Consider the following 13,036-nt stretch of genomic DNA (forward strand, 5'->3'; position numbering starts at 1 on the left):
TTATTTCAATACCTTATTTTGTTTTGTTATAAAATGGTAGCGATTACCTGAAAAGGAGAATAGAAATGAATCTTACTTGGTTGAAAAGACTTATGTTAATTGGAAGTGTCTCAGTAACGTTTTTGCAAACAAATAGCGTTCGTGCTGAAGAGCAGCCGATAGTATCAGATATTTTTGTTGAAAAAGTAGAAGGAATCTCAGATGACTTTATTCACGGAGTAGATATTTCAAGTGTAATAGCTTTAGAGCAAAGCGGTGTGAAATTTTACAATCAAAATGGACAAGAACAAGATGTATTCAAGACGTTTAAAGAATCAGGAACTAATTATGTTAGAGTCCGAGTATGGAATGATCCATTTGATTCTATGGGAATGAGTTATGGTGGCGGAAATAACGATGTAAAAAAAGCTATTGAAATTGGTAAACGAGCTACGGAAAATGGGATGAAAGTTTTAGTGGATTTCCACTACTCAGATTTCTGGGCAGATCCAGCTAAACAACAAACGCCAAAAGAGTGGGAAGGATACAATTTAGGAGAAAAAGAACAAGCAATCTATGATTTTACCTATGACGCAATCACTCAAATGAAAAATGAAGGTATTGATATCGGTATGGTTCAAGTTGGTAATGAGACCAACAACGCGATAGCTGGAGAAAACACTTGGCAAAATATGTCGATTCTTTTCAATGCTGGAAGTAGGGCGATTAGAGCCATTGATCCTGAAATGAAAATCGCACTTCATTTTACAAATCCTGAAAGGGTCGGAAGTTATGAAAATATTGCACGAGAATTAAGTTCTAACGAAGTGGATTATGATGTGTTTGCAAGTTCTTACTATCCTTTCTGGCATGGGACTTTAGACAATTTAACGGCAGTGCTTTCTAATGTAGCAGAAACCTACGATAAAGAAGTCATGGTGGCTGAAACATCTTATGCCTATACTGACAAAGATGGTGACGGCCATCCCAATACTGTACCTGGAGAAGGCTTAGTTACAAACTATCCTTTTACTGTTCAAGGTCAAGCACGCTCTCTAAGAGAGGTTATTCAATCAGTTGTTGACGTCGGTGAAAAAGGAATTGGGGTTTTCTATTGGGAACCAGCATGGCTTCCTGTGGGACCACCTGAAAGCATAGAAGAAAACCGTGAATTATGGGAGACTTATGGATCAGGATGGGCTTCTAGCTTTGCGGCAGAATATGATCCAGAAGATGCTGGCGAATGGTATGGCGGATCAGCAGTCGATAATCAAGCGCTGTTTGACTTCAACGGACATCCTTTATCTTCCATCAATACCTTTAAGTATGTCCATACAGGTGCAATAGCAGAAGTGAAAGTGGAAAATATCAAATCAGTTAACTTAGAGTTTTTATTAGGAGAGCCCATCAGCCTTCCGGAAAACGTAACTGTGATATATAACGACAATACAGAAGGTTTAGAGTCTGTAAGTTGGAACCAAGAAGATTTGAAAAAAGCTGTAGTAGGAACTACCGGAGTCTATTCAATCAATGGACTGCTAGAAGATGGTACGAAAACAACCGCAACTGTTACGATTACAGCAGTCAATTATACGGTAAATCCAAGTTTCGAAGAAGCTGATCGCTCGATGTGGCATATTAGCTATCCAGCAGCCGTTCAAGAACATGTAACGTTTCAGAACAATGCTTCAGATGCAAAATCTGGGAATTACTCAGCACACTTTTTTTCTTCAGAAAAAGTGAACTTTAGACTACAACAAACTATTCAAAATTTAGAACCAGGAATTTATGAGGTAGCCGCTCATATTCAAGGTGGAGATGCTCGCAATTCAGAAATATATTTATTTGCAGAGACAAGTACAGATGAGATTAAGGTCAGTACTAGGGTTAATGGATGGGCAAACTGGCTTAATCCTAGAGTAGAAGGCGTTGCTGTGGAAAATGGTACTCTGACTATAGGTATGAACGTTTTGGCCGACGGAGGAGCCTGGGGATCAATAGACGATTTTGTCGTAAATCGTATTGGTGATTTAGAAAGAAACGATGAAGATCAAGCAGGACCCTCAGTGCCAGAAGAAAATTTACCAGAACCAGATACAAACTCGGAAGAGCCTTCAAATGATAAAGAACCTATAATCGTTAAGCTACCTACTAAACCAGTAATTGAACCTATATATGCAGGGGATAGAGAGATTAGAGGGAATGGACAAATGGATACGACAATTGTCGCTATGATTGATCAAAAAGAAATTGGTCGTACGACAGTCAATAGTCCATTTGAAATTGCGCTAGAACGGCCTCTTAAAGAGGGAGAACAAATTGAATTGTATGCATTAGATGAAATCGGAAATCGTGGGGAGTCTATAGTAGTAACGGTTCAACCTACTCAATCTAATGCGGAAGCTGAAAGTGATAAGACGACATCACTTGAATCAGAAAGTAAAGGTCAAACGACCGAAGAAAGTACGAAAACAGACGGGACTAAAGAGACAAAGCTTCCGCAAACGGGATCGATTAAAAATTCTTTCCGCTTCTTAGGTGGGATCAGTATAATTCTTGGATTGAGCCTCTTCATCTTTCGAGATAAAAGGATACAAACTATGTAATATGAATAAGCTTCAATAATAAAAGGTACTACACCGATTTCTGTTGGCGTAGTACCTTTTATTATTGTGATTACGGGACAATTCTTTTACTAGTTTTCTTTATGGGGCATAGCTACCCAGTGTCTTGATGAAACTTCCTGGAAAGTCGTTGCCGAAGCGTCATAGGCAGCTGCGTCAAATTCTTCCACCGATTTTTTACGAGTTGCTTCGTAAGCTGGGTCAGGAACTGGAATCGCAGCTAACAATTTTTTCGTATACGGGTGGATAGGGTTTGAGAATAGCTCCTCAGAGTCTGCCAGTTCAACTAAATGGCCGTTATACATAACCGCTACACGATCGCTGATACGCTTAACCATAGAAAGGTCATGAGCGATGAACAGATAAGTTAACCCTAGTTTTTTCTGAAGGTCCTCTAGTAGCTCTACGATTTGAGATTGAATAGAAGCATCCAATGCCGATAATGGTTCGTCGCAAACGATAAACTTTGGATTAACAGCTAAAGCTCTCGCAATACCAATACGCTGACGCTGACCACCTGAAAATTCATGTGGGTACCGCATCGCAAAGGACGCTTCCAGACCAACTAATTCCAGTAGTTCGACGACTCTATCGTAACGGGCTTTTTTGTTTTCTGCTAAGCCATGAACGTCAAGAGACTCACCAATGATGTCTAAGACCTTCATACGAGGGTCAAGAGAAGCATAGGGATCTTGGAAGATCACTTGCATATACTTTCGCATGTCTTTCATTTCACGAGCATTTAGATGGTTCAAATCAAAGCCTTCGTAAATCACTTCACCACCGGTGGCTTCATGAAGTCGAAGAATCGTTTTACCTGTAGTCGATTTCCCGGAACCAGATTCCCCAACTAAACCTAGTGTTTCATTTTCGTAGATATCAAAAGTAATGTCATCTACGGCTTTCAAAGTAGCGCCTTTACCCATATCAAAATGTTTTTGTAAATTTTTGATAGAAAGTAGCGGTTTTTTAGACTGATCTACATTGGAAACTGTTTTCTGTTCATTCTGAAGATTGGGAACAGCATCTAGTAATCGTTTAGTATATGGATGACTTGGATGCTTGAATACATCTGTAGTCGTGCCGCTTTCAACCACTTTTCCGTCTTTCATCACAATAACGCGATCACACATGTTAGCGACGACACCAAAATCATGCGTAATTAAGATAATAGAAGTGCCAAATTTTTTCTGGATATCTTTTAGTAACTCTAAAATCTGAGCTTGTATCGTAACATCCAAAGCTGTTGTTGGTTCATCAGCAATTAATAGAGCTGGATTACAAGCCAAGGCAATAGCAATCATCATTCGTTGTCGCATACCACCTGAAAATTCGTGAGGGTATTGTTTGTATCTGAAATCCACATCTTTGATGCCCACAAGTTTCATAATGTTCAACGCTTCGTCTTTTGCGGAGTTTTTTTTCAGTTTCTGGTGAAATCGGATGCTTTCCGTTATCTGGTCTCCGATCGTCATAGTCGGATTGAGTGATGTCATTGGATCTTGAAAAATCATTCCAATATCTTTACCACGTATTTTTCGCATTTCTTTTTCAGTTAATTGAGTTAAATCCTTACCCATGAAAACCACTTTACTGTTTTCTCCATTTTGGGCGTTCGGAGGTAGTAGGCGCATAATCGAGCGTGCAGTGACACTTTTACCACTTCCAGATTCTCCTACAATACCTAATGTTTCGCCTTTTGCAACTTCGAAATGAACACCAGAGGCAACTTCATTAGAAGTATCTCCTTGTTCAAATACAATAGATAAATCCTTTACGTCAAGCAGTTTTTCCATAGTTCCGCTCCTCAAAGTTTGCCTAGAATAGTTTGATTATAGCATGTTTGTCAATAGTTTAGAAAAATATGAGCGTTTAGGACTTGACGTTGTATTTGCAATTTGGTATATTGTGTTCAATCATATTACTTTGAAAAAATAAGTTAAAAGACTAAGAAAAGAAGAGTACAGATCATTGCGATTTCAAAGAGAGTCCCTATTTGCTGAGAAGGGATAATGAGGAATGTCTGGAAGTGCGTCTTGGAGTCATACTGTTGAATTCTTGTTTCAAGAATTAGATTGTGTCGGGTAAGCCCGTTATAGCTTTACAGTATAGAGGATCATTATCCGAGTACTGAATGAGATGTTGTAGAACCAAGCCGAGGTTTTTTCAGGTTTAGAGTTGTACAATTCTTTAAGGTGGAACCGTAAAATCGACTATTTTGCCCTTAAATTCAGAATTATTCTGTTTTTAAGGGCTTTTTTATGTCTAGAGCGTCAATAAAAGGTGTACGGGATGAACGGAGGGAAAGAAGTGGGAGCAGAAACAATTATTAGACAAGATCAGGGAGTTCTTCAAAAAACTGCCCGACAGTACGAGAAAGCTTACATGAACTGGATTTATCGAATCGGTTTATTGTTGTTAGGTTTTCCTTTCCAACTAGTCGTTTTACTAGTATTTCTAAATAAGAAATATATAAAAAAACAAAATGGAAAAGTCAGCAGTGAAGCGGAGCAACTACTAGTGCAACAAGGGTATGATGTTGAACTAAAAAATCGATTAAGACAACAAGAGCAAAGTAAGCAGGCATTTTTCAATAAAAAACTTTCTGAAAAAGAAACCGATAGAAAGGTTGAGCAAGTCTTTTCAAAACAATTTCAAGAAACTATAGATCAGAAAGCTCATGAGATTTATCAAGAGTCTGGTAGAGAGAAAGTGACGTTTTTAGGACAGACCGTGCGCTTTCTATTAGACCCGAAATATTTTGTGTTGTCTGTTGTACTAGGGTTCCCAATGTATGCTCTATTGATCGTACATGCTTTTCCGTTTTTGAAATATCTATTTGAACGGTTGCTGATGATGGTGTTTGTTATTTTAGGGGTTACCGTTATCGTATTTACCTTACTCTACTTTTCACCATCCGATCCTGCTAGAAATATTATTGGTGAAACAGCTACTCAGGCACAGATAGATAACTTTCGTGGTATGTACGGCCTTGATGATCCTTATCTCGTTCAACTTGGTCGAACCATTAAAGGGGTTTTCAGTTTTGATCTCGGGAATGCCTATTCTGGAAATCAAGCTGTTGTCTCAACAATCATGAGAAGATTCCCGGTTACGCTCGAATTATCTGTTTTTGCGCTGATTATTGCACTGGTTATTGCTTTACCTGCAGGAATTTACTCAGCCGTTAAGGCAAATACACTGTTCGATCACGTATTTATGTTTATCGCATTAATTGGATTATCTATTCCAAGTTTCTGGCAAGGGCTCGTATTTATTCTCGTCTTTTCTATTAATCTAGGATGGTTACCAGCAACGTTCAATACAGAAAACTTTGCTTCGCTGATTATGCCAGCGGTTGTTCTAGGGACATTGCTGATGGCTTCGGTCGCGAGGATGACACGATCATCCACGCTAGAAGTGATTAATGAAGATTACATCTTGACTGCTCGTTCAAAAGGGCTATCGAATAGTCGCGTGATATTAAAACATGCGGTGCCGAATGCGTTAATTCCAATTGTAACCATTATTGGTTTACAGTTTGGTGGTGTACTCGGAGGTGCGGCAGTTACAGAGCAAGTCTTTAACATCAACGGAATCGGACGTTATATTGTAGAACGCCAATTTATACCGGATATTCCAAGTGTGCTCGGTGGCGTTATTTATATCGCGATTGTTTTATCCGTTGTCAATGTAGTGATCGATATGCTCTACGCATTTATCGATCCTAGAATCCGCACAAACCTGAAACGCTATTAAAGAGAGGAGAATATTACTTTGAAGTCATACAAAGATACACTTGTTTACAAACAAGTAGAATTTTCATTAGGTCTTTCTCTTCTATATACAGTGGTTTTAGGATTTGCAGCGATGGATTTCAGTACATTTTCAGTACAGCCTTTTATTTTATTGCTTGCTGGATTAAACGGCTTCGCTACAATCGTACAAGCGTTATTAACTGTAAAAATTAGAAAAGATAGTAAAAAATCATTGGTGATTAATCGGACTAGTCAGATTATTGCTGGACTTTTAACGCTCACTCTAGCAATCGGCAATTTGTTTTTAGTACTTTCTTCCCTTTATGTGATCAAAAGGAAAGTATCTCCAGGTTATATCTATGCCGTATATATGGTTTTAACAGATTTATTAGTCATAGGCGTTTCAGCATTAAATTTGTTTAAAGCTTATGTAACCAATTCTTTTATACCCGCTATGATTGTATTGTTAGTCATCTTGGTCTTCCACGTCATCGTAGTTATTGGATACGATAAATGGATTGCTTTATCACCAGGACCTAAAAAGTTGTTTCTTCTATTGTTTACGTTAACGGTTCTGACAGGAAATCTTTTCGTTTTATTCGTGTCAGCTTCTATGGTTCAAGATGCGAACAAAGCTATCACTAAACGAAAAGGAATCCGCGAGAAGATTTTGAGAAACCAGGCATCGATGCTGGGACTGCTATTTATTGTTTTTCTAGTAGCGATATCCATTTGTAGTGTGTGGACGTTCAACTACCGGTTTGCAGTCACAAATGACTATAGCGCGATTCTACAACCACCAAATCTTGCGTATCCTTTTGGAACAGATAACTTTGGTCGAGACGTTTTCTCCAGAATTATCTTTGGTGCTAGAATTTCTCTAGCAGTCGGCGTGCTGGCAACGTTTATCCCGTTTATCTTTGGTGGGGTTCTAGGGGCAATTTCTGGATATTACGGACGCCATACAGATAATCTGATCATGCGGTTTTTGGACATCTTATATGCGATTCCGGGAATCCTTTTAGCCATCACGATTGTGGCAGCTTTTGGCGCTTCAACAACGAATTTGATCATCGCTTTAAGTGTAGGGTACATCCCAAGTTATGCGAGAACGATGCGTGCAAATGTTATTCAAGTCACAAATCTGGAGTACGTTGAAGCTTCTAGAGCTATTGGAAATCGTAATTTCAATATTATTCGTCAGCATGTGATTCCAAATTCTATGGCGCCAATGATCGTCCGTGCAACCTTAACGATTGGATCAGCGATTATTGCGACAAGTAGTTTGAGTTATTTGGGCTTAGGTGTAGAAAACTATATACCGGAATGGGGAAATATTCTTCGGACGGGCAGTTCTTATCTTGAGACAAAACCTTATCTGGCTATCTATCCCGGATTAGCCATTATTGCACTCGTTTTATCTTTCAACTTTTTGGGAGATGGTATAAGAGATGCTACAGACCCAAGATTATCTTAAGCACGATTAAAAAGGTATAAGCATAATTTAAATAAAATAAGATCAAAAGCAGAAAAGAGGAAAAATAGATGAAAAAGAAATTATTCAGTACAGTTATGATATTAGGAACACTGGCTTTGGCAGCTTGCGACAGTATTACAACCGAAGATCAAGCCAATAACGGAAGTTCAAGCAACAATCAAGAAACAGTAGAGATCGATTTACTTGGTGCAGCTGCAGACGAAAAAGACTTAAATATTTTGCGCGACCAGTTAACTAGAAATGGCTTTGAAGTCAACGTAAACCAGCAACCGGATTACGCAAGTTATAGAGCGCAAAGAGATGCTGGGAACTTCGATGTTTCTATTGCAAGTTGGACAACGGTAACAGGGAATCCAGACTATGCTGTTCGTTCGATTTTCACTAGTGACGGAGACAGTCGCGTCATTGAACCAAACACCGAAATCGATGAATTGATCAATCAAGCTGCTGCACAAACAGAGGGCGAGTATACAGAGACGTATAACCAGCTTGAAAATGAGCTTGTTACAGAGAACGCATATATCGCAGGTCTTTATAATTCGTTGAAAGCACAAGCTTTTGACAAAGACTTAATCAATCCAGATTCAGTGAATTTATATAAATCTAGAGCGTTTGCTTGGGATCCAGTTTCGTTCAATGATGAGGCGATGAATGACTCAGAAACACTCGTATTGACTCAAATGGAGTCTGATTTGACTTCACTTGATCCTATTAAAGGAAATGACTCATCTATCAATCAACTAAATACAAATATGTATGTACGTTTAGTGAATCTTACAGAAGATGATCAAGTAACGTCTGATGCATCACTAAGTTACAACCACGCGATTGCAGAAGGCAATTCTGATTACTACTTTATCTTGAGAGATGATATTAATTTCGCAAGTGTTGAGGACGGACAAGCTGTGGATACCGGGGAACGCGTTGGAGCTGATGACGTTGTTTACTCACTAGACCGCGCAAGTGATCCAGAGTCTGTTCCAGACCAAAGAACCTATAGTTTACACGAATATATCAACGAAGTGTCTGTTGTAGATGATCTAAGTGAACTAGAAACTGCAGAATTAGCAGATGGAAACACAACAGTTAAAGAAGCGTTGGAAGCAGGATTAGATACACCAATCAATAGCTTGGTAACAGACAAAACACAAGCAGATAGTGCAACAGGTAATTATCAAGTAGTCAAATTGACAACGACTGAACCCTTCCCGCAAGTACTAAACTATCTAGCACACCAATCAGCTGGAATCGTATCTGAACAACAGGTAGAGAGCGTCAACACATACGATATCGATAACTATAATGTGGATACAGATATTGCATACGGAGATCAACGCGCCGTTACAGAAGGTGACACCTACGATAACCACCTTTATGCAAGTGGGCCATATATTATGATTGCTAAAAATGATTACGAAGCAACATTCCAGAAAAACCCTGCCTATATGACAGATACTGAGAATGCAGCAAATATCGAGAACATCACTGTGCGTTTCATCGGAGACATGGACAGCGCGCTTTCTGCTTTAAGAAGTGGAGAAGTTCACTTGCTTTATGGATTGAGCGAAACACAATATGAAGTGGTTGAAGGCGAAGAAAATCTTGAATTACAAACGGGAGATAGTAACGCCGTAAGTTATTTGATCATCAATACAATGAACGAAGATCGCAAAACTGCTGGCAGTGTTGATTTGCGTAAAGCAATCGTTCACTCAATCAATCAAGAAGACTTTATTCAGTCTTATGATGGACAAAAGAAAAAAGCGTTCTCTCCAGTATCACCTTTAGTAGACACAGGAAATGAATTAGAAGCAAATGCAGATCTCGTTCAAGATCACTTGTCTAAATACTTGGAGCAAGCAGAATAATAGTAGAAAATCATGTTAGATAGAACTGAAAAGATAAAAGCCTGGCCAATCAACATTAAACTAACTGTTATTGACCAGGCTATCTTTCTACCTATTTATAAAATATTCAAGAGTAGTCCAATAAGTGAACAAATTTTTAAAATTGATTTAAGACTAATAAAAAGTAAGCTCAGAAGCGTGACACTAAGACGCATTAATGCTATATTAGCGTACCGGTGTTCAAAATAAACAAATTTAACTGAATCAAGAAGATGAGGAGAAAAAAATCATGTTCAATAAAAAATTAGGAATCACTTCATTACTAACGGTAGGACTATTGCTAGCAGCTTGCAATTCTACAGAAGACACGGCAACAAACGAATCAGAAGAAGCAACAACGGAAGAAGATACTTCTTGGACAGATGTTGAAGAAGCAGGAGAACTAGTCGTTGGAACTTCAGGAACATATTCACCCATCACTTACTTGGATGATAATAATGAGTTAACAGGTTTTGAAGTAGAATTGCTTCGTGATATTACAGATGAATTAGGCATAGATATTCGATTCGAGACGATGCAATTTGATGGATTACTACCAGCATTACGTAACGAGCAAATCAATGTAGCAGCGAACGATTTCGCCATCACAGAAGAGCGTTTGGAAATTTTTGATTTTGTTGACTCACATAAATATTCTTATGGATCAGCAATCGTTCGTGCAGATGACTTGGATGAGTTCACTTCTGCTTATGATTTAGAAGGACGTAACATTGGATTAGGATCATTAACAAGTAATTACGCAGTTTTTGCTGATAACATTGGAGCTAACGGAACGGCTTATGACGGTGGAACAGATACAATCTTAAGAGATATCGTTAATGGCAACCAAGATGCATACTTGAATGACCGCTTAGTTCTTCAAGAAAACGTTGAGTCATTTGGTGATGACAGCTTAGTTGTTGCCGAAGATGTCAAATATCACCCAACTGAAAGTGCTTTAGCTGTATTAAAAGGTAATCTAGCTTTAAGAGATAAACTGTCAGAAGGTCTACAAAGCGTTAGAGAAAGTGGAAGACTTGCAGAATTGTCTGAAGAATTTTTAGGAGCAGATTCTACACAACCAATTGATCAATCAGAAGTGGTTAGTCTAGAAGGCGAGTAAGCTCACATTCAGTCAATGACATACGAGGAGCTCTATGGGAGCTTCTCGTATCTTCTTTTCTATTGGTTTGGATATTGAAAGGAGCACAACATGTTTGAATTTTTCTCAGAAATCAAATGGGAATATCTCTACGATTTTGATTTAGCAATCGATTCGATTCCTTTTTTACTTCAAGGATTGCGTATCACGATGATTATTGCCGGATTTAGTATGGTTTTTGCACTCTTGATTGGAATCGTTGTTGGAGTTGCGAGAATGTCGAAATTAGCCATATTTAGATTGCCAGCTAAGTTTTATATTTCATTTATGAGAGGGACACCGCTTTTAGTGTTTGTCTTTATTTTGTATTATGGCCTACCAGTTATTGGAATAGAATTTTCAAGTGCGATTGTAGCCGCTATCGTTGGGGTGAGTTTAAATTTTGCAGCTTATTTGGCTGAAGTTGTGAGATCTTCAATATCTTCTGTACCTAAAGGGCAATGGGAAGCAGCTGAAACACTACAAATGAACTATTTTCAAACCTTGAGAAGAATTGTGATTCCTCAAGCAACTAGAATTGCGGTACCCCCTATTTTCAATATCTTTATGGATGTGTTAAAAGGGACTTCCCTTGCATCGGTTATCACAGTTCAGGAACTACTTTATAGCGGACGCTTGATAGCAGGAAGAACGTACGATAGTATGACCATGTATATAACCGTTGCAATCATTTATTGGTTAGTCAGTGTAGTGATTGGAACGATTCAGAGCAAATTAGAAGTACGATTTAATCGTTATTTAGCTAAAGGATAAGGGGGCAACTTTGAAATGATTACAGTAGAAAATTTGAAAAAGACATTTGGAGATCAAACCGTTTTAGAATCTATCAATTTCAATGTAAATAAAGGAGAAGTTGTTTGTCTGGTAGGCGCTTCTGGTTCTGGCAAGACAACTTTGTTAAGATGCTTGAATTTACTGGAAAAACCGAACGAAGGGAAATTGAAAATCGGTTCAAAGCAAGTTGAGTTCGGGAAAACGAAATTAAGTAAAAAGGATATAGAAGAAATTAGGCAGTACTCAGGGATGGTCTTTCAAGGATTTCACTTGTTTCCTCATATGACATTGATGGAAAATATTATTGAAGCACCGCTCACAGTGAAAAAAAGGGATAAAAAAGAAGTGATGGAAGAAGCGAATGAGATCCTTCGAAAAGTAGGCTTAGTGGAACATAAAGATAAATATCCAGACGCTTTATCAGGTGGTCAGCAACAGCGTGCTGCGATTGCGCGCTCTTTGATGATGCACCCAGAGGTATTATTGTTTGATGAACCTACTTCTGCTCTAGACCCTCAATTAGTTAGAGAAGTACTCAAAGTCATAGAAAATCTGGCAAAAGAAGGACAGACGATGGTCATCGTTACCCATGAAATGCACTTCGCTAGACGCATCGCGAACCGTGCCTTATTCATGGACGAAGGGTATATTTTAGAAGAAGGTCCAGCTGAAGAAGTACTGACTAATCCTAAAGAAGCCCGTACAAGAGAGTTTTTGGCACTTTTAGAAGACGAGTAAAAAACAAAGTAAGAGAAGTAACGTAAGTCAAACTTTTTAGACACATTATGTCAGTGTATAAAGAATGAAGAGAATAACGAAAGCAGCAAAAAATAACCACTCGTCGAAACCGAGAGTGGTTATTTTTTTGGTTCTATTTTTAAGTTGACGATCTAAATCAGATTTAGTTTCTTTAAACATATCAATACTAGAGCCATTCTATACTATACGAAGCCCTAGCTATGATGTGTTAAGTAAGTATCCTTATTCATTTTTTTGTTTGACGCGTCTTTTATGTATATGCAATAGTGCAGGGGATAGGATTAATGCGGTTATAACATGACTAGTAATCCCAGTACTCCAGTAAAAATATAAAAACAAAAGAACAGCGAATAAAAATACAAGCTCAGTTAAAAATAAAGATTTTTTGTCCATTCATAATCTACCTTTCTATGCCAAGAGATGTGAGTCGTATACTATGTTAGCAAAGTGTTTCCATTGGAACTAGTACGTCTTACTAAATTCACTTTAAAGAAAAGAATGAGCTGGGTCAATGGGGTAAACAATCAAGTAATCTTGTAGAAGCCACAATAATTATTATGAGGAAAACTGCCATAATATTCTCATATGATTCAAGA

Annotated in this window: 8 protein-coding genes and 1 other annotated feature; of the genes, 7 read left to right on the forward strand and 1 reads right to left on the reverse strand. The window is 38.2% G+C overall.

Annotated elements, in window-relative coordinates; translation table 11 throughout:
• Nucleotides 1-65: 65 nt before the first annotated feature.
• Nucleotides 66-2,585 carry a glycosyl hydrolase 53 family protein gene (locus LG377_RS12485; protein ID WP_305067544.1) on the forward strand — a complete coding sequence of 840 codons (2,520 nt, stop codon included), beginning with the start codon at nt 66-68 and terminating at the stop codon, nt 2,583-2,585.
• 89 nt (nt 2,586-2,674) lie between these two features.
• On the opposite strand, the gene LG377_RS01800 is transcribed toward LG377_RS12485, so the two are convergent.
• Complete coding sequence (locus LG377_RS01800) at nt 2,675-4,399, reverse strand: ABC transporter ATP-binding protein (protein WP_225743016.1); 1,725 nt, start codon at nt 4,397-4,399, stop codon at nt 2,675-2,677.
• Nucleotides 4,400-4,543: 144 nt separating this feature from the next.
• Nucleotides 4,544-4,832: a binding site (T-box leader), on the forward strand.
• A 63-nt stretch (nt 4,833-4,895) separates the two neighbouring features.
• Here LG377_RS01800 and LG377_RS01805 point away from each other — a divergent pair.
• The 6 genes from LG377_RS01805 to LG377_RS01830 all read left to right on the forward strand — a co-directional run bounded on the left by LG377_RS01805 (nt 4,896) and on the right by LG377_RS01830 (nt 12,419).
• The gene (locus LG377_RS01805; protein WP_225743017.1) at nt 4,896-6,362 is read left to right on the forward strand and encodes an ABC transporter permease; all 1,467 of its coding nucleotides are present in this window, start codon (nt 4,896-4,898) and stop codon (nt 6,360-6,362) included.
• 18 nt (nt 6,363-6,380) lie between these two features.
• Nucleotides 6,381-7,838: an ABC transporter permease gene (locus LG377_RS01810; RefSeq protein ID WP_225743018.1), complete on the forward strand. Its 1,458-nt coding sequence runs from the start codon at nt 6,381-6,383 to the stop codon at nt 7,836-7,838.
• A gap of 68 nt (nt 7,839-7,906) precedes the next feature.
• Nucleotides 7,907-9,727 carry an ABC transporter substrate-binding protein gene (locus tag LG377_RS01815; RefSeq protein ID WP_225743019.1) on the forward strand — a complete coding sequence of 607 codons (1,821 nt, stop codon included), beginning with the start codon at nt 7,907-7,909 and terminating at the stop codon, nt 9,725-9,727.
• 268 nt (nt 9,728-9,995) lie between these two features.
• On the forward strand, nt 9,996-10,868 hold the full coding sequence (locus LG377_RS01820; RefSeq protein ID WP_225743020.1) for a transporter substrate-binding domain-containing protein: 873 nt from the start codon (nt 9,996-9,998) through the stop codon (nt 10,866-10,868).
• A 90-nt stretch (nt 10,869-10,958) separates the two neighbouring features.
• Nucleotides 10,959-11,660, forward strand: coding sequence for an amino acid ABC transporter permease (locus tag LG377_RS01825; RefSeq protein ID WP_225743021.1), 702 nt, complete (start codon nt 10,959-10,961; stop codon nt 11,658-11,660).
• Nucleotides 11,661-11,675: 15 nt separating this feature from the next.
• Nucleotides 11,676-12,419, forward strand: coding sequence for an amino acid ABC transporter ATP-binding protein (locus LG377_RS01830; protein WP_225743022.1), 744 nt, complete (start codon nt 11,676-11,678; stop codon nt 12,417-12,419).
• Nucleotides 12,420-13,036: the final 617 nt, after the last annotated feature.

The sequence above is a fragment of the Marinilactibacillus sp. Marseille-P9653 genome (assembly GCF_916618885.1).
Taxonomy (GTDB): Bacteria; Bacillota; Bacilli; order Lactobacillales; family Carnobacteriaceae_A; genus Marinilactibacillus.